The following is a 17,681-nucleotide window of genomic DNA, read 5'->3' on the forward strand; positions in this document are numbered from 1 at the left end:
GTTTAAGCCTGTTCCAACTTGGTTTCAACACGGGAAGCCGGGATTGCTTTTGCGGCTACCAGACGCTTGTGCTGCTCAGCCTCGATACGCTCGATGGTCTCAACCGGCACCATGTAGCCTTGGTCATCACGGGCAGCGTGGGCAACGAAGACCACGACAGTGCCGACCAGACCCACGATAGCCAACCACCAGATGTGCCAGATCATTGCGAAACCGAACACGGTCAGCAAAGCACCCATGTACACACCGGTTGCGGTGTTGTTAGGCATGTGGATCGGCGAGTACTTGGCCGGGGCCTTGTACGCAGTACCGTTTTCCTTGGCTTCGGTGAACGCGTCGATGGTGTCGACTCGTGGCACTACAGCGAAGTTGTAGAACGGAGGTGGCGACGAAGTCGACCATTCCAGGGTGTGGCCATTCCACGGATCGCCGTGCTCGCAGGCGTTCTCTGGCAGCTTGCGGTCACGCACGCTGACGTACAGCTGGATCAGCTGGCAGGCAATACCGATAGCAATCAGTGCTGCGCCGAACAGGGCAACGTACAGGTAAGGCACCCACTCAGGGTTGGTGCTGGCGTTCAGACGACGGGTCATGCCCATGAAGCCCAGCGCGTAGAGCGGCATGAAGGCTACGAAGAAGCCGACGCACCAGAACCAGAACGCTGCCTTGCCCCACTTCTCGTTCAGTTTGAAGCCGAACGCTTTAGGGAAGTAGAAGCTGAAGCCTGCGATGTAACCGAATACCGCGCCGCCGATGATCACGTTATGGAAGTGAGCAATTACGAACAGGCTGTTGTGCAGTACGAAGTCAGCACCCGGGATGGCCAGCAGTACGCCGGTCATGCCGCCGATAGCGAAGGTCACCATAAAGCCCAGGGTCCACAGAACCTGGCTGGTGAAGCGCAGACGGCCCTGGTAGATGGTGAACAGCCAGTTGAATAGCTTGACCCCTGTCGGGATCGAAATCAGCATCGTCGCCAGACCGAAGAAGGCGTTGACGCTTGCACCCGAACCCATGGTGAAGAAGTGGTGCAGCCAAACCATGAAGCCCAGTACCGAGATCGCGCCGGAGGCGTAGACCATCGAGTGGTGACCGAACAGACGCTTGCCGGTGAACGTGGAGATAACTTCGGAGAAGATACCGAACGCCGGCAGAATGAGGATGTATACCTCAGGGTGACCCCACGCCCAGAACAGGTTGACGTACATCATTGGATTGCCACCAAGTTCATTGGTGAAAATGTGGAAATCCATGTAGCGGTCAAGTGTCAGCAGCGCCAGGGTAGCGGTCAGGATCGGGAACGAAGCCACGATCAGAACGTTTGCCCAGGTGCAGGTCCAGGTGAAGATCGGCATGTCCATCAGCTTCATGCCAGGAGCACGCATTTTCAGCACGGTCGCCAGGAAGTTAACCCCGGTTAACGTCGTACCTAGCCCCGATAGCTGGAGTGCCCAGATGTAGTAGTCCATCCCCACGCCTGGGCTGTACTGCAAGCCCGACAGCGGCGGATAAGCAACCCAGCCGGTCTTGGCGAATTCGCCGACGCCCAGGGACAGGTTGATCAGTACAACGCCGGACACCAGCAGCCAGAAGCTCAGGGAGTTCAGGAACGGGTAGGCCACGTCACGGGCGCCGATCTGCAGCGGCACTGCAAGGTTCATCAGGCCGGTGAAGAATGGCATCGCCATGAAGATGATCATGATCACACCGTGAGCGGTGAAGATCTGGTCATAGTGTTCAGGTGGCAGGTAGCCAGGTGAACCCTCGGTGGCCATGGCCAGCTGGGTACGCATCATGACGGCATCGGCAAAGCCGCGCAGCAGCATGATCATGGCAACGATGATGTACATCACGCCGATTTTCTTGTGGTCGACTGACGTTAGCCATTCGGTCCACAGGTAAGTCCACTTCTTGAAGTAGGTGATTCCCGCAAACAGCGCCAGACCACCGAGCGCGATCATGGCAATGGTGACCATGACAATCGGCTCGTGGAACGGGACCGCTTCCCAACTTAATTTACCAAACATCGTTTACTCCTCTGCCCCGGCAGCTGAATGCGAACTTGTGTCCACGCCATCGATCACGGCTACTTCTTTCTTCTCGTGCTTGACCGGCTTGCCTGGCGTCATACCTTCGTACTTGTCGACGATTTTCTGAAACAGGTTCGGTGTGTACGAGGAGAACAGCTCAACCGGGTTGTTCTGGCTTGGTTTGCTCAAGGTTTCGTATTCAGCTTGGTCAAGCTGTTTAGGTGATGCTTTGACTTCACTGACCCAGGCATCAAAGTCAGCCTGAGTAGTCGCGATCGCTTTGAATTTCATGCCGGTGAAACCAGCGCCGCTGTAGTTGGCAGAGATGCCTTCCATTTCAGCGTTGCGGTTGGCAATCAGATGCAACTTGGTCGTCATACCGGCCATGGCGTAGATCTGACCGCCCAGGCCCGGAATGAAGAACGAGTTCATGACCGTGTCAGAGGTGATACGGAAATTGACCGGGGTATTGGCCGGGAACACGATCTTGTTGACGGTGGCGATACCCTGTTCCGGGTAGATGAACATCCACTTCCAGTCCATTGCCACCACTTCGATGGTAATCGGCTTGACGTCAGATTCGAGCGGACGATACGGGTCCAGCGCGTGGGTCGATTTGTAGGTGATCACGCCCAGGGCGATGATGATCAAAATCGGCACGGTCCAGATCACAACTTCGATCTTGGTGGAGTGCGACCACTTCGGTGTGTAGGTAGCGCTGGTGTTCGACGCACGGTATTTCCATGCAAAAACCAGGGTCATAATGATGACCGGCACTACGACCAGAAGCATCAGCAATGTTGCAGTGATGATCAGATTACGTTCTTCGACCCCGACCTGCCCCACCGGATCCAGTAGTGTCCATTTGCAACCTCCCAGCAGCAACATGCCGAAAAGTGGCAAAAAGCCAAGGAGTCTGGGGTACCTTTTTTTAGTCATCTCACGACCTCTAAAACAGCTTGCACAATGCAGTTGGTTTTTTTCGCCAACACTTCGCCCTGCCAAGGGTTGGCTCTTTTCCGGAATTGAATAAAAGCCTGCTCTATCACCATCAGGCGAACGGGCAAATTCCGGGTTAGCAGTGATTTCTTATTCGATACGTGGTCAATGGCCTTGTCGACCAATTCCATTTGGTGCGGAACTTAGAAGGGTTGCCAGTACCTGGGAGTCGCATGGGACGCCTGTATTGAACAACCCAGTCGGCCTTCAACTTCCCGCTTTGGCTCAGGGATGAGCAGGCTGGACGTTCAGTGCGGGCGATTGTAGTTAGGTAGCTCTCTATAAACCATGTCTCATCCGGAAATAATTCATCTCGGCACCGGTAACAATCCCTACCTATTATTACGCCCCGCGCTTTGACACCCCCCTTACTCGTGGCTGTAGCACGCCATTACCCCTAGATTTCAACGCCCCTTTTTAGCGCACGACAACCACCCCCCTACCCCTCCTGAACGCCCAAATAAAAAGGGCTACAGCCGATTTGCGTTGAGTCTCGCCACGTACTTTTCAACCCCGTCATCAGCGTCAAAACGCCTCAGAGCCGTTACACGAAGTCATACGTTTAAAAGACCGTCTGTCAGACGAAGACACGCCCTGCGACAAACTCTCCGTGACAATATGTCGCAGTACTGCGCACCCATTTTCGCCCCCCGGATAACACCCTCTTTACATTTGTGCGCGGACAAAAAAACGCCCCGCACATCCAGAGGAAGAACGAGGCGCCTCATGCCAAATTTAACGCTTTGCTTAGCTGGCTTTTTGACGGTTGCGGTAAATGCCCAGAGGCACCAGCACGGCAGTCATCACAAAGGCCACAAGTGCCCACTGCGCCAGCGACAGGCCGAGCACTGGGGGGTAAGGGGTTGAGCAAAAGCCGTCCACCTGAAACCCCAGCGGGAAGATCGCCGCCAGCGGCAAGCCATCGACAATCGGCTGCAGCGCGTCAAGACCGCAGCTGACTGCCGGGTTGGCCAGGATGTAGACGTGACGTCCGGCAGCGGCGATTCCACCAATGGCGCTCAACACCACCAGCACTTCCAGCACCGTAAGGCTGCGCCGGGTAGGCATCGCGGCGCCGATAAAGGCAAAGATCGCGATCAGCAGCAGGGCATAGCGCTGCAGGATACACAGCGGGCAAGGCGCCTCGCCGAGCACGATCTGCATATAGAGGGCGCCGCCGATCAGCGCCAGGCAAATCAGCCCGAGCAGAACCAGGAAGCGCTTCTCCCGGCCCAGTTGCAACATGTCATTCGTCATCCCGCGTCCCTTAGCCTGATTGTGTGTAAGCCGCGCAGTTTACACCCAGACCTGATGCCTGGATGTATCTGAACGTTACCGGAAAGGTCGCGCAAGGGGATTAATGGGGGATTAAGGTTACTTCAGCTCTGCCGCCGGGCCGAAGAACTCGTAGCGGCTTTGCTTCTCAGGCACACCCAGTGCTTTGAGGTGACGCTTGACCGCCCCCATGAAGCCTTTGGGCCCCAGGAAATATGCATCCAGGTCGCGCTCTTGCGGTAACCATTGCGCCAGCACTTCCTCAGTCAAAAGCCCTACATGATTTGCAGAATCCCCCTGCTCGTCGTAGCAGTAAAAACGCTTCAATTGAGGGTGCTGATCGGCCAGTTCATCTACCCAGGTGCGGAAGGCGTGCACATCGGCATTGCGGGCACAGTGGATAAAGTGAATCGGACGCTGAGTCGCCAACGCAGCCTCAAGCATCGTCAGGGTCGGCGTAATACCCACGCCACCGCTGATCAGCACCAGCGGTTTTTCGCTGTCGGTCAGGGTGAAGTCGCCCGCAGGCGGGAACAGTTCCAGGGTGTCGCCTACGTTCATCCGGTCATGCAGGAAGCTGGAGACGACCCCGCCGCTCTCGCGCTTGACGCTGATGCGGTAGCGACCGACCTGGGCCAGCGCAGAAAGTGAGTAATTGCGGCGCACTTCCTGACCATCAATCATCAGCTTGAGGCCGATGTACTGACCCGGAGCAAATTCAAGGATTGGCTGCTGATCGACCGGACGGAAGTAAAACGAGGTGATCTCAGCGCTTTCCTGGATCTTGGCCGCCAGCTTGAACGCTCGCCCGCCGCGCCAGCCGCCGGGGGCAGCCGCTTTTTCGTCGTAAATGGCGGCTTCGGCACCGATCAGGATATCGGCCAGCTGGTTATAGGCCGCGCCCCAGGCACTCAATACTTGAGGGGTCGCGATATCGCTGCCCAGAACTTCCTCAATCGCCCGCAGCAAGCAACTGCCGACAATCGGGTAATGCTCAGGAAGGATTTGCAGCGCAACATGCTTGTTGATGATCTTGGCCACCAGATCGCCCAACTGGTCGAGCTGGTCGATGTGCCGTGCATACATCAATACGCCGTTGGCCAATGCACGGGGCTGGTCGCCACTGGCCTGGTTGGCCTGGTTGAACAGCGAGCGCACCTGCGGGTACTCCGACAGCATCATGCGATAGAAATGAGTGATCAGCCCCTCACCGCCGCTTTCCAGCAATGGCACGGTGGATTTAACGATGGCACGATCCTGAGCAGTAAGCATAAGGTAACTCCTGGGCACGTAGGCTTTAGCAATTACCCTTTACCTATCAGCTTTCGTGCCAACATTTAAACCGTTTAAAATCAATGAGTTAAAACACATATAGTCATTTTGACTCAATCTGATTTATAGTCATAACGACTATACGAGGTCAAAATGACTGCAAAACTGCTACTCACCACCTTGCTACCGCTTGTGGCCGACTTGTCCCGCGATCTGCCCGAAAGCGAACGCTATAGACGCCTGCTGCAAGCCTTGCGCGCCCTGCTCCCCTGCGATGCGGCGGCACTGCTGCGCCTGGACGGTGAATGGCTGGTGCCGCTGGCGGTCGACGGCTTGAGCCTGGACACCCTGGGGCGGCGCTTTAAAGTGAGCGAGCACCCGCGCTTTGAAGCACTGCTCGCCAGCCCTGGCCCGACACGCTTCCCCAGTAATTGCGAACTGCCAGATCCCTATGACGGGCTGGTAGACGGGTTGGCGGAGCACCTGGAGGTTCACGACTGCATGGGCTGCCCGCTGTTCGTGGACGAGCGTCCCTGGGGACTGCTGACGCTTGATGCCCTGGACCCAAAACGCTTTGAGCCGATCGAGCTGGACGACCTGCAGGCCTTTGCCAGTCTGGCCGCAGCCACGGTCAACGTGGCTCAACGCATCGAGCGCCTGGCATTGCGGGTGGAAGATGAACAACAGAAAGCCGAACTCTATCGACAGGCCAACGGTTCACCCAATAAAGAACTGATCGGCCAGAGCAAGATTCACAAACGCCTGCTTGAAGAAATCGCCCTGGTGGGCGGCAGTGACCTGACGGTGCTGATCACCGGCGAAACCGGTGTCGGCAAGGAACTGGTGGCACAGGCCATTCACGCCGCCTCGCCACGGGCGGATAAACCGCTGATCAGCCTGAACTGCGCCGCCCTGCCCGACACCCTGGTTGAAAGCGAACTGTTCGGTCATGTGCGCGGCGCCTTCACCGGGGCAACCAATGACCGGCGCGGAAAATTCGAACTGGCCAACGGTGGCACCCTGTTTCTGGATGAAGTGGGCGAGCTGTCACTGACCGTACAGGCCAAGTTGCTGCGGGTGCTGCAAAGCGGGCAGTTGCAGCGCCTGGGCTCGGATCAGGAGCACCAGGTCGACGTGAGGCTGATCGCGGCAACCAACCGCGACCTGGCCGAAGAAGTGCGCAGCGGGCGCCTGCGGGCGGACTTTTATCACCGCCTGAGTGTTTACCCGATCAGGGTGCCGGCATTGCGTGAGCGCGGGCGGGATGTGCTGTTGTTGAGCGGTTTTTTCCTGGAACAAAACCGTTCGCGCATGGGCCTTGGCAGCCTGCGCCTGAGCCCGGACGCGCAAGCTGCACTGGTGCAGTATTCCTGGCCTGGCAATGTGCGCGAGCTGGAGCACTTGATTGGCCGCAGCGCCCTTAAAGCCCTGGGCAGTTGCAGCACGCGACCACGCATTCTGACCCTGACCGCCGCCGACCTGGACTTGCCAACCACCCCGCCAAGCGCTGCGGTGATTGAGCCTCAGGGCGCACTGCAGACCATTGGCGACTTGCGCCTGGCGACAGAGAACTACCAGCGCCAGCTGATCAGCGCCTGCCTTGAACGCCATCAACACAACTGGGCCAGTGCTGCGCGGGAATTGGGCCTGGACCGGGCGAATCTGGGGCGCATGGCCAAACGACTGGGCCTCAAGTAAAGCGCTTAACCTGTAGTCGCTGACGAGGCACGAGGCTGCGATGGGCTGCGCAGCGGCCCTAAGCGGTGGTCCTGCGGCCCACATCGCAGCCTCGTACCTCGTCAGCGGCTACAGGAAACTGCGTTAAGGTCGATAACCCTGTATCGCTCCCACCACAGAAGGTTTTTATGTCATCGAACAATGCCCGCGCAGACTCACTTTCCCTTCTGCTCTTCACTCTGCGCAGCGGCAAGTTGTTGGCGATCAACCTGCTCAAGGTCAGTGAAATCATTCCCTGCCCGCCGCTGACCAAAATGCCCGAGTCGCACCCCAACGTGAAAGGCATTGCGGTGTTGCGTGGCACGGCGTTGTCGGTGATTGATCTAAGCCGGGCCATCGGCGAGCAACCGCTGCTCGACCCGGATGGCGGCTGCCTGATCGTGACCGATGTCAGCCGCTCCAAGCAGGGCCTGCATGTTCAAGCCGTGAGCAAAATCGTGCATTGCCTGAGCACGGACATTCGCCCGCCGCCCTATGGCTCCGGCAAACGCTCGTACATCACCGGTGTCACCCAGGTCGACGGTGTGCTGGTGCAGGTGCTGGATATCGAAAAGGTGATCCACGGCATCGCTCCGGCAAAAGTCGAAGGCGCCGACCAGGACCTCAGCAAGGAAGACTCCAGACTGCTGGCCAACGCCCGGATCCTGGTCGTCGATGACAGTCAGGTGGCCTTGCAACAATCGGTCATTACCCTGCGCAATCTTGGCCTGCATTGCCACACGGCGCGCAGCGCCAAGGAAGCCATCGAACGCCTGCTGGAACTGCAAGGCACACCAGACCAGATCAATGTGCTGGTGTCCGATATCGAGATGTCGGAAATGGACGGTTATGCCTTTACCCGCACCGTGCGCGACACCCCGGACTTTGCACACCTTTATGTGCTGCTGCACACCTCGCTCAACAGCTCGATGAACAGCGAAAAAGCCCGTCTGGCCGGGGCCAATGCGGTGCTGACCAAGTTCTCGTCACCCGAGTTGACACAGTGCCTGATCCTGGCGGCGCGCACCGTTGCCGAGCAAGGTTACTGAGGGACATGAGCGATTACTGCCTGCTGTTGCGCAAAGACCTGACTCGCCCGCTGGCAGCTGCGCACTGGCCTGAAGATGTCACCCTGGTTTCGCTGAGCGATGACCTGTTGCAACCGGCGCATGCCTTGCTTAGCCAGGGCTACAGCGACGGCAGTGGCCATGTTGATTCGTTCGGGGAGTGGAGCCACAGCCTGCTGCACGACGCCGAATTCGACCCGCAGCTGTGCTTGATCGCACTGCGTTCAGGCGTTGTGGTGGGGGTTGCGCAAGGCTGGACCAGCGCTTATCTGAAGGATTTGGTGGTGCATGCCCGGCATCAAGGGCAAGGCATTGGCCAGGCGCTGCTGGCGAAGGTGTTTGCGGTGTACGCACAGCGCGGTGAGCCCTGGGTTGACCTGAAGGTCATGGAGGGCAACACCAGGGCCCGCCGTTTGTACGAACGGGCCGGGATGATTCAGGTACAGCGCATCGAGCTATAAATCAGCGCTTGCCCATGGTTTTACGTGTGCCGTGTGGCGGTGCGCCCGGGGTTGTGTCGTGGCCGCCGAGGCCGCTTTTCTGGTAGTACGCCTTGCCCTGGGACTTGGCCTTGGCAAACTCGGAAGGCTTGAACGGGAAAGTGAACGCCGGGATGACCGGTTTTTTCGGGGTCTCCACAGTGGTTTCATTCTCAACCAGTTCAGCGTCCAAGGCATCAGGAGCCGTCGATTGTGTAGGAGTAGTCATGAAAGCTCCGAAATGCGGTAAAAAGTCAGGCCAAGTGGCGCAATGCCGCGCAGTATACCTGCGCGCCCCCTGTGCGTTGCACTCACTGGTCGTAAAAATCATCAATCTGCTCTCACCAAAATGACCTGCAGGGTGTTTTACCCAGGGCTAACTGTCAGCACTGTCAGTTAGCCGTCACCGTGCTGACCGGGTCGACGCGCTATAACTGAATGATCAGCCCCCACTCCACGCACATGGCGTCTATCCGGCATGCCGACCACAACTAGAAAAATCTTGCTGGGCACCCTCGTTGTAGCCCTGATCGGTGCTTCACTCTTTTGGCTCAACCGCCCCGCACCCGGCAAGTCCCCGGGCGCAGCTCCAGTGCCGGTACGGGTTGTTCAAGTGCTGCAACAAGACGTACCGCGCTATATCAGCGGGATTGGCGCGGTGTTGTCACTGCACAGCGTGATGATCCGCCCGCAAATCGACGGCATTCTCACCGAGATACGGGTCAAGGAAGGCCAGGAGGTCAAGGCTGGCGATCTTCTGGCAACCCTGGATGACCGCTCGATCAAGGCCAGCCTCGACCAGGCCAGGGCCCAACTGGGACAGAATCAGGCGCAGCTGCAAGTGGCACTGGTCGACCTCAAGCGCTACCAGTTGTTGAGCGTGGACAACGGCGTATCCAGGCAAACCCTCGATCAGCAACAAGCGCTGGTCAACCAGCTCAAGGCGTCGGCGCAAGGTAATCAGGCGGCTATTACGGCGGCGCAGGTGCAGTTGTCGTACACGCAAATTCAATCACCCGTCACCGGCCGCGTGGGGATTCGAACGGTAGACGCGGGCAACTTCCTGCGGGTCAGCGATTCTCAGGGGCTGTTTTCCGTCACCCAGATCGACCCCATCGCCGTAGAGTTTTCGCTACCCCAACAACAGCTCCCCCTGTTGCACGACTTGCTCACGGCCAAAGACCCGGCCCGGGTCAAAGCCTTTATCGGCAACGCCGACAGCAGCGGCACGCCGCTGGGCGAAGGCCGCTTGAGCCTGATCGACAATCAGGTCTCGGCAACCACAGGCACGATCAAGGTCAAAGCTCAGTTCGACAACCCCAAACAAACCCTGTGGCCCGGCCAGCTGGTCAATGTCCAGATCCAGTCAGGGCTGGCAACGAATGCGCTGGTGGTCCCGCCTCAGGTGGTGCAGCGCGGGCTGGACAACTACTTCGTGTACAGGGTCCAGGCCGACAAGGTCGAAACGGTGCCTGTGCTGCTGGTCTATCAAGACACCGAGCAGAGCATCATCACCGGCGTCAATCCCGGGGACACACTGGTCAGCGATGGCCAGTCGCGGCTCAAGCCAGGCTCGCGGGTTGAAATATTGAGTGAGCCTACGCCCGCTCAGGTGCAGCCATGACCAACAGCCGCTCGCTGTCCGCCTGGTGCGTCGACCACCCCGTCGCCACGGTGCTGCTGACGTTTGCACTGGTGCTCGTGGGGCTGATTGCCTTTCCACGCCTGCCAATCGCGCCATTACCCGAAGCCGAGTTTCCGACCATCCAGGTGTCGGCACAGCTGCCGGGCGCCAGCCCGGACACGATGGCGTCATCCGTGGCCACGCCGCTGGAAGTGCAGTTCAGCGCCATCCCCGGCATGACCCAGATGACCTCCAGCAGCGCGCTGGGCTCGACCACCCTGACCCTGCAATTCACCCTCGACAAAAGCATCGACACCGCCGCGCAAGAGGTTCAGGCGGCCATCAACACCGCGTCCGGCAAGTTACCCAAGGACATGCCGACCCTGCCGACCTGGAAGAAGGTCAACCCGGCCGACAGCCCGGTGCTGATACTGAGCATCAGTTCATTGCACATGCCCGGCACAGAACTCAGCGATTACGTCGAAACCCTGCTGGCGCGCCAGATCAGCCAGATTGATGGCGTGGGCCTGATCAACATCACCGGCCAGCAACGCCCGGCGATCCGGGTCCAGGCCTCGGCCGACAAGCTGGCTGCCATTGGCCTGACCCTGGCCGATATTCGCCTGGCTATCCAGCAAACCAGCCTCAATCTGGCCAAGGGCGCGCTGTACGGCCCGTCGAGCATCTCCACCCTGTCGACCAACGATCAGTTGTTTGATGCGGACGAATACGGCCAATTGATCGTCTCGTACAAGGACGGCGCGCCCGTGCAACTGCGTGACGTGGCGCGAGTGGTCAACGGTGCAGAAAACGATTACGTACAAGCCTGGTCCGGGCACCAGCCGGGTCTGAATCTGGTGATCTCCCGCCAGCCGGGGGCGAACATCGTTGAAACCGTAGACCGCATCCAGGCCGCCCTGCCCGGCCTGCAAGCCATGCTCCCCGCCTCCGTCGAAGTGACCGTGCTGAGTGACCGCACCAAGACCATTCGCGCGTCCTTGCATGAGGTTGAAATCACCCTGCTGATTGCCGTGCTGCTGGTGGTTGCGGTGATGGCGCTGTTTTTGCGCCAGTGGTCCGCCACCCTGATTGTGTCGGCGGTGCTCGGGGTTTCGCTGATCGCAAGCTTTGCCCTTATGTATGTGCTGGGCTTCAGTCTCAACAACCTGACACTGGTGGCGATTGTGGTCGCCGTGGGGTTTGTGGTCGACGATGCGATCGTGGTGGTGGAGAACATTCACCGCCATCTGGAAGCAGGCGAAAGCATGCGCGACGCCGCGATCAAGGGCTCCAGCGAGATTGGTTTTACCGTGGTCTCCATCAGCTTTTCGCTGGTGGCCGCGTTTATTCCATTGCTGTTTATGGGCGGCGTGGTCGGGCGGCTGTTCAAGGAGTTCGCCCTGACAGCGACCTCGACCATCCTGATTTCGGTACTGGTGTCACTGACCCTCGCCCCGACGCTGGCGGCCCTGTTTATGCGCTCGCCGGTGCACAAGCCAGATGCCAGGCCGGGCTTTGGCGAACGTTTGCTGGCGGGGTACGAAAAGATCTTGAAGCGCGCCCTGGCGCACCAGCGGTTGATGCTCGGCATTTTTGGCGTGACGCTGGCCATGGCCATCGCCGGGTACGTGCTGATCCCCAAGGGTTTCTTCCCGGTACAGGACACCGGCTTCGTGCTCGGCACCAGCGAAGCGGCGTCCGACATTTCGTTCCCTGACATGACACAAAAGCATCTGGCGCTGGCCAACATCATCAGCAACGACCCTGCGGTCCAGGCTTTTTCCCACTCCGTGGGCGTCACCGGCAGCAACCAGACCATCGCCAACGGCCGCTTCTGGATTGCCCTCAAGGACCGGAGCCAGCGCGATGTGTCGGCCAGCGAATTTATCGACCGGATTCGCCCGCAACTGGCCAAGGTGCCGGGCATCGTGCTGTATCTGCGCGCAGGCCAGGACATCAACCTCAGTTCGGGGCCAAGCCGCAGCCAGTATCAATACGTGCTCAAAAGCAACGACGGCCCGACGCTCACCACCTGGACCCAGCGCCTGACCGAAAAACTGCGCGCCAACCCGGCCTTTCGCGACTTGTCCAACGACCTGCAACTGGGCGGCAGCATCACCCACATCAGCATCGACCGGAACGCTGCAGCCCGCTTCGGCCTGACCGCTACCGATGTCGATGAAGCGCTGTATGACGCGTTCGGCCAGCGCCAGGTCAATGAATTCCAGACCGAGACCAACCAGTACAACGTCATTCTGGAGGTGGACGCGCAGCAGCGAGGCAAAGCCGAAAGCCTGGGCTACTTCTACCTGCGCTCGCCGCTGACCGGGGACATGGTGCCCCTGTCTGCCGTGGCCAAGGTAGACGCGCCTGCGAGCGGGCCGCTTTCGATCAGTCATGACGGCATGTTCCCGGCAGCCAACCTGTCGTTCAACCTCGCGCCCGGCGTGGCCTTGGGCGATGCCGTGCTGATGCTCAATCAGGCGAAAAACGAAATCGGCATGCCGAGCACCATCAGCGGCAACTTCCAGGGCGCCGCACAGGCGTTCCAGAGCTCGCTGGCCAGCCAGCCGTGGCTGATTCTGGCGGCGCTGGTGGCGGTGTACATCATTCTGGGGGTGCTCTATGAAAGCTTTGTACACCCGTTGACGATCATTTCGACCCTGCCATCAGCCGGGCTCGGTGCGCTGCTGATGCTGTGGATATGCGGGCAGGACTTTTCAATCATGGCGTTGATCGGGCTGGTGCTGCTGATCGGTATCGTCAAGAAAAACGGCATCCTGATGATCGACTTTGCCCTGGATGCCCAGCGCAATCGCGGCCTGAGCCCGGAAGATGCCATCTATGAAGCCTGTATCACCCGGTTCCGGCCGATCATCATGACCACCCTCGCCGCCCTCCTCGGCGCCTTGCCGCTGATGCTCGGCTATGGCACCGGCGCAGAACTGCGCCAGCCCCTGGGGATTGCCGTGGTTGGCGGGCTGCTGGTGAGCCAGGCCCTGACCCTGTTTACCACACCGGTCATATACTTGTGGCTTGAGCGGCTGTTCCATCGTTCCAAACCGATCACTGAGGCAGGTTATGCGCGTTCTGATCGTTGAAGATGAAGAGAAAACCGCCGACTACCTGCACCGCGGGCTGACCGAGCAAGGTTATACGGTGGATGTTGCCCGCGACGGCATCGAAGGTCTGCACCTGGCGATGGAGAGCGATTACGCGGTGATCGTGCTCGATGTCATGCTGCCCGGCCTCGATGGCTTCGGGGTACTGAGGGCCCTGCGCGGGCGCAAGCAAACCCCGGTGATCATGCTGACGGCACGGGAGCGGGTCGAAGACCGGATTCGCGGATTGCGTGAAGGCGCCGACGACTATCTGGGCAAACCGTTTTCATTTCTGGAACTGGTGGCCCGCCTGCAAGCCCTGACCCGTCGCAGCGGTGGTGGTCACGAACCGGTGCAGGTCACTGTCGACGACCTGTGGATAGATCTGATCAGCCGCAAGGCCAGTCGCGCCGGAACCCGCCTGGATCTGACCGCCAAGGAGTTTTCGTTGCTTAGCGTACTGGCGCGGCGCCAGGGTGAAATCCTGTCCAAGACGGCCATTGCCGAGATGGTCTGGGACATCAATTTCGACAGCGATGCCAACGTGGTCGAAGTGGCGATCAAGCGCTTGCGCGCCAAGCTCGACGGACCGTTCGAGCACAAGTTGCTGCACACCATCCGTGGCATGGGTTATGTGCTGGAGCGGCGCGGTGATTAAGCGGTTCAAGGCCCTGGACTCCATCGCCATGCGCTTGAGTGCGATGTTCGCCCTCGTCGCGCTGCTGGTGTTTGTGTTGATTGGCGGAGCGCTTTACCAGCAGGTCGACAAAAGCATCGGGCGCCTGCCCGAAGCGGAACTGGATGCGCGATACAGCGTGCTGGAATCGTCCGTCAATCGTTACGGCACGCCCGAACACTGGGCCAAGATCAGCGCCAAGCTCAAGCTGCTCAGCGAAGAGGACAAACGCATCCGGTTCTGGGCCATCAGCGCTGATCCTTCCTATGAATACGGCAACCCCGAGGCCACAGTGCGCGAATTCGCCCAAGGCCCGGTCGGCGTGCGGGACTTGCGGCTGCCTGGCCAGGCTGACCCGTTCAAGGTACTCATCAGCGAGATTGCAGCCAAGGAACAGCGCCCGGCACTGCGCTTTTTGATTGCCATCGATACGCACACCTTTCGCCAGACCCAGCACCACCTGCTCATCGCGCTGGTCAGCCTGGCGGCTGTTGGCGTGCTTCTGGCCTCGCTGCTCGGCTATTGGGTGGCGCGCATTGGTCTCAAACCGTTGAACGATTTATCCCAGGAAGCGCAAAAACTGGCTCCGCCGCGCTTGTCCGGGCGCTTGCACCTTGCGCCGCTGGCGCCGGAGCTGGACCAACTGGTGAGTGCCTTCAATGCCACCCTGGACCGGGTCGAGCAGGCCTACACCCGCCTGGAGTCATTCAATGCCGACGTGGCCCATGAACTGCGCTCCCCGCTGACCAACCTGATTGGCCAGACCCAGGTCGCACTGACGCGGGGACGTTCGGCCGAGCACTACTTCGAGGTGCTGCAATCCAACCTCGAGGAACTGGAGCGCCTGCGCAGCATCATCAATGACATGCTGTTTCTGGCCAGCGCCGACCAAGGGAGCAAAGCGAACAAACTGATCCACGCCTCCCTGGCAGACGAAGTGGCCACGACCCTGGATTACCTGGAGTTCATTCTTGAGGATGCGCAGGTTGAGGTGAAGGTCAGCGGCGATGCCCAGGTCAATATCGAAAAAGCCCACCTGCGTCGGGCGCTGATCAACTTGCTGAACAATGCCGTGCAACATACCGAAGCCGGGCAATCGATTGACGTTCAGATCAGCCACACGGCGGATCAGGTGACCATCAGTGTCAGCAATCCTGGGGAGCCGATTGCGCCAGAACATTTACCACGGCTGTTCGAGCGTTTTTATCGGGTAGATGCGGCCCGCTATAACAGTGGTGCCAACCACGGCCTGGGGCTGGCCATCGTCAAAGCCATTGCGCAAATGCACGGTGGCGAAGTGTTTGTACGCAGCGGCGGTGGACGCAATACGTTCGGGATTTATTTACCGATTTAACCTTGTGGGAGCGGGCTTGCTCGCGATGCAGACGCCTAGGTCAACCAGGTCAATCAAGGTGATGCCATCGCGAGCAAGCCCGCTCCAACAGTGGCAAAGCGTCTAGCCCGCACTCCTCACATTTGTTACCTAAAACGCAAAAGTCCTTGTCTAAAACAAAGCTTTTTCGACCCCGCCTGCCACTATAGATTTAGCCCATCACACAGCACTTGCTAAGCAAGAAGGTCTTTGAAATGTCCAGCAGTATGGGTATGGCCAGCGTTTTCGTTTTGTCGTCTTTGTTGTTGTCGCCTTTGGCCATGGCGGAAGAATCACCGGCATTCGTCGCACAAAATGCGGCACGTGCAGCTTCTTTTGAACAGAACCAGGCAGAGCTGACGGCACGCCATCAAAACGACGCCGACCACTCGCAAACACAAGCCAAAACCAGCGTTTCGGATGAAGCCAAAGACAGCTGATTCCCCCCCTCCAGACTTCCCGACCCAGTCAGTCATCTGCCAAGCATATGACTGATTGTTTCAAAAGCCGCTACCATAGCGGCTTTTTTTTGTTTTAAAAAAAAAGCACTGCCTCTCTGGAGTGCGATCAGGGACAACCTGTTTTTTGATCAAAATAACAACTGCCGCCACTTTCAAGGAGCAACTCACTGGTGAAGTACTCACTCAAACTCAGTCCGTTATTCATTGCCCTGGCTGCAACGATCCCCCCTTTCGCCCATGCAGGTGACGACGCCGCAAAAGACGGTTTTATCGAAGGCTCAAGCCTGAAAATCAACACTCGCAACTACTACATGAACCACGATATCCGCAGCCCCCATGCTGAAGACAGCAAGGAATGGGGCCAGGGTTTTATTGGCAAATTTGAGTCGGGCTTCACCCAGGGCACGGTCGGTTTCGGCCTGGATGCCTACGCCCTGCTTGGGCTCAAGCTCGATGGCGGTGGCGGAACGGATGGCAGCAGCATCCTGCCGGTCAGTGATGGCAATGGCAAAGCGCCCACCTCTTTCTCGTCTGCCGGAGCGGCACTGAAAATCCGTGCCTTTGATACCGAGCTCAAGGCAGGCGACCTGTTTTTGACCAACCCGGTGATTGCCGGCGGCGAAACCCGCATGCTGCCCCAGACCTTTCGCGGTGTCAGCCTGACCAACAACAGTGTCGATGGCTGGATGTTCGAAGGCGGCCAGGTCAGTTTTGAAAAGCCCTACAACCAGAGCGGCATGCGCCGCCTGACTACCACCTACGGCAACCTTGGCGATCAGAGCAGCAAGCACATCACCTGGGCCGGTACTTCCTGGAGCGGCGTGCCCGGCGTTACCAGCAATTTATATGCGGCGCAGTTGCAGGACATCTGGAACCAGTACTACTACGACCTGGATTACACCTATGCACTGACCGAGAGCATCAGCCTCAATCCCGGCCTGCACTTCTATCACACCCAGGACACCGGCAAGGCGCTGCTGGGTGATATCGACAACAACACCTTCAGCCTGCACTTTGCAGTCGGAGTAGACGGACACAAGGTGACGGCGGTCTACCAGCGGGTCAACGGCAACACACCTTTTGACTATCTCTATCAAGGTGACAGCGTATACCTCGACAACTCGCAGCAGTACTCGGACTTCAACGGCCCGAATGAGCGCTCCTGGAAGCTGCAATACGAATATGACTTCGCCGGGCTTGGCCTTGCCGGGCTGACGGCCAGCGCCTCGTACTCTCGCGGCGAACTGGATTTGACCAAGGCTGACGCCAACAGCATCGGCTACAGCAACTGGTACAACCCCGAAGGCAAGAATGCCCACCACTGGGAGCGCGACCTGGGGCTCAAGTATGTGCTTCAGGAAGGCAAGGCCAAGGATCTGGCAGTGAGCCTGCGCTGGGCAACCAACCGCGGCAACACGGCTTACCAGAGCGTCGACAATGATGTCGATGAGTACCGGGTAATCATCGACTATCCTATTGATGTGTTTTAATCCTTGACCATAAGGCCAGCTTTTTAGCTGGCCTTATCTCTGTAAGGCATCCCCTTACGGCAGGGCAAAAATCGTATCTGTGAGGGTAAGCCCATTCCTTTTTCCCCGCGTTCACACAT

At 58.7% G+C, this 17,681-nt stretch carries 14 protein-coding genes; 9 read left to right on the forward strand and 5 right to left on the reverse strand.

Annotated elements, in window-relative coordinates:
• Nucleotides 1–2 precede the first annotated feature (2 nt).
• The 4 genes from cyoB to hmpA all read right to left on the reverse strand — a co-directional run bounded on the left by cyoB (nucleotide 3) and on the right by hmpA (nucleotide 5,576).
• Nucleotides 3–2,027 (reverse strand): cytochrome o ubiquinol oxidase subunit I, encoded by a 2,025-nt coding sequence (cyoB, locus tag KO536_RS01895; protein WP_133078938.1) that lies wholly within the window; start codon nucleotides 2,025–2,027, stop codon nucleotides 3–5.
• 3 nt (nucleotides 2,028–2,030) lie between these two features.
• Nucleotides 2,031–2,969, reverse strand: a complete 939-nt coding sequence (gene cyoA, locus KO536_RS01900; protein WP_219260900.1) for a ubiquinol oxidase subunit II — start codon at nucleotides 2,967–2,969, stop codon at nucleotides 2,031–2,033.
• Between the two features lie 807 nt (nucleotides 2,970–3,776).
• Entirely contained in the window at nucleotides 3,777–4,286 is a 510-nt protein-coding gene (locus KO536_RS01905) for a disulfide bond formation protein B (RefSeq protein WP_046808694.1), read from the reverse strand.
• A 117-nt stretch (nucleotides 4,287–4,403) separates the two neighbouring features.
• Nucleotides 4,404–5,576 carry an NO-inducible flavohemoprotein gene (hmpA, locus tag KO536_RS01910; protein ID WP_133078936.1) on the reverse strand — a complete coding sequence of 391 codons (1,173 nt, stop codon included), beginning with the start codon at nucleotides 5,574–5,576 and terminating at the stop codon, nucleotides 4,404–4,406.
• Nucleotides 5,577–5,729: 153 nt separating this feature from the next.
• Here hmpA and norR point away from each other — a divergent pair, with 153 nt between their 5' ends.
• From norR to KO536_RS01925, 3 genes are all read left to right on the forward strand, one after another.
• A complete protein-coding gene (gene norR / locus KO536_RS01915; RefSeq protein ID WP_219260902.1) occupies nucleotides 5,730–7,274 on the forward strand; it encodes a nitric oxide reductase transcriptional regulator NorR in 1,545 nt (514 codons plus the stop codon).
• A gap of 167 nt (nucleotides 7,275–7,441) precedes the next feature.
• Nucleotides 7,442–8,341: a chemotaxis protein gene (locus KO536_RS01920; RefSeq protein ID WP_133078934.1), complete on the forward strand. Its 900-nt coding sequence runs from the start codon at nucleotides 7,442–7,444 to the stop codon at nucleotides 8,339–8,341.
• Nucleotides 8,342–8,346: 5 nt separating this feature from the next.
• Nucleotides 8,347–8,820: an N-acetyltransferase gene (locus KO536_RS01925; protein ID WP_219260903.1), complete on the forward strand. Its 474-nt coding sequence runs from the start codon at nucleotides 8,347–8,349 to the stop codon at nucleotides 8,818–8,820.
• 1 nt (nucleotide 8,821) lies between these two features.
• Here KO536_RS01925 and KO536_RS01930 read toward each other — a convergent pair whose 3' ends face one another.
• Nucleotides 8,822–9,067, reverse strand: a complete 246-nt coding sequence (locus tag KO536_RS01930; RefSeq protein WP_219260904.1) for a hypothetical protein — start codon at nucleotides 9,065–9,067, stop codon at nucleotides 8,822–8,824.
• Nucleotides 9,068–9,316: 249 nt separating this feature from the next.
• Here KO536_RS01930 and KO536_RS01935 point away from each other — a divergent pair, with 249 nt between their 5' ends.
• The 6 genes from KO536_RS01935 to KO536_RS01960 all read left to right on the forward strand — a co-directional run bounded on the left by KO536_RS01935 (nucleotide 9,317) and on the right by KO536_RS01960 (nucleotide 17,562).
• Entirely contained in the window at nucleotides 9,317–10,462 is a 1,146-nt protein-coding gene (locus KO536_RS01935; protein WP_219260905.1) for an efflux RND transporter periplasmic adaptor subunit, read from the forward strand.
• Nucleotides 10,459–13,563, forward strand: a complete 3,105-nt coding sequence (locus tag KO536_RS01940; RefSeq protein ID WP_133078931.1) for a multidrug efflux RND transporter permease subunit — start codon at nucleotides 10,459–10,461, stop codon at nucleotides 13,561–13,563. Before KO536_RS01935 ends, KO536_RS01940 begins: the two co-directional genes overlap by 4 nt.
• The gene (locus tag KO536_RS01945; protein WP_133078930.1) at nucleotides 13,544–14,221 is read left to right on the forward strand and encodes a heavy metal response regulator transcription factor; all 678 of its coding nucleotides are present in this window, start codon (nucleotides 13,544–13,546) and stop codon (nucleotides 14,219–14,221) included. The genes KO536_RS01940 and KO536_RS01945 overlap by 20 nt, the downstream gene beginning before the upstream one ends.
• 28 nt (nucleotides 14,222–14,249) lie before the next feature.
• A complete protein-coding gene (locus KO536_RS01950) occupies nucleotides 14,250–15,593 on the forward strand; it encodes a heavy metal sensor histidine kinase (RefSeq protein WP_257622741.1) in 1,344 nt (447 codons plus the stop codon).
• Nucleotides 15,594–15,826: 233 nt separating this feature from the next.
• Nucleotides 15,827–16,051 (forward strand): hypothetical protein, encoded by a 225-nt coding sequence (locus tag KO536_RS01955; protein WP_133078929.1) that lies wholly within the window; start codon nucleotides 15,827–15,829, stop codon nucleotides 16,049–16,051.
• Nucleotides 16,052–16,242: 191 nt separating this feature from the next.
• The gene (locus KO536_RS01960) at nucleotides 16,243–17,562 is read left to right on the forward strand and encodes an OprD family porin (protein ID WP_219260907.1); all 1,320 of its coding nucleotides are present in this window, start codon (nucleotides 16,243–16,245) and stop codon (nucleotides 17,560–17,562) included.
• Nucleotides 17,563–17,681: the final 119 nt, after the last annotated feature.

Source organism: Pseudomonas sp. NKUCC02_KPG (genome assembly GCF_019345465.1).
Taxonomy (GTDB): Bacteria; Pseudomonadota; Gammaproteobacteria; order Pseudomonadales; family Pseudomonadaceae; genus Aquipseudomonas.

What these genes read in the sequence shown, in the direction of transcription:
- KO536_RS01955 (WP_133078929.1), top strand. Translation starts at nt 15,827, where the DNA reads ATGTCCAGCAGTATGGGTATGGCCAGCGTTTTCGTTTTGTCGTCTTTG.
- cyoB (WP_133078938.1), bottom strand. Translation starts at nt 2,027, where the DNA reads ATGTTTGGTAAATTAAGTTGGGAAGCGGTCCCGTTCCACGAGCCGATT.
- KO536_RS01940 (WP_133078931.1), top strand. Translation starts at nt 10,459, where the DNA reads ATGACCAACAGCCGCTCGCTGTCCGCCTGGTGCGTCGACCACCCCGTC.
- KO536_RS01950 (WP_257622741.1), top strand. Translation starts at nt 14,250, where the DNA reads ATGCGCTTGAGTGCGATGTTCGCCCTCGTCGCGCTGCTGGTGTTTGTG.
- KO536_RS01925 (WP_219260903.1), top strand. Translation starts at nt 8,347, where the DNA reads ATGAGCGATTACTGCCTGCTGTTGCGCAAAGACCTGACTCGCCCGCTG.
- cyoA (WP_219260900.1), bottom strand. Translation starts at nt 2,969, where the DNA reads ATGACTAAAAAAAGGTACCCCAGACTCCTTGGCTTTTTGCCACTTTTC.
- norR (WP_219260902.1), top strand. Translation starts at nt 5,730, where the DNA reads ATGACTGCAAAACTGCTACTCACCACCTTGCTACCGCTTGTGGCCGAC.
- KO536_RS01935 (WP_219260905.1), top strand. Translation starts at nt 9,317, where the DNA reads ATGCCGACCACAACTAGAAAAATCTTGCTGGGCACCCTCGTTGTAGCC.
- KO536_RS01905 (WP_046808694.1), bottom strand. Translation starts at nt 4,286, where the DNA reads ATGACGAATGACATGTTGCAACTGGGCCGGGAGAAGCGCTTCCTGGTT.
- KO536_RS01930 (WP_219260904.1), bottom strand. Translation starts at nt 9,067, where the DNA reads ATGACTACTCCTACACAATCGACGGCTCCTGATGCCTTGGACGCTGAA.
- hmpA (WP_133078936.1), bottom strand. Translation starts at nt 5,576, where the DNA reads ATGCTTACTGCTCAGGATCGTGCCATCGTTAAATCCACCGTGCCATTG.
- KO536_RS01945 (WP_133078930.1), top strand. Translation starts at nt 13,544, where the DNA reads ATGCGCGTTCTGATCGTTGAAGATGAAGAGAAAACCGCCGACTACCTG.
- KO536_RS01920 (WP_133078934.1), top strand. Translation starts at nt 7,442, where the DNA reads ATGTCATCGAACAATGCCCGCGCAGACTCACTTTCCCTTCTGCTCTTC.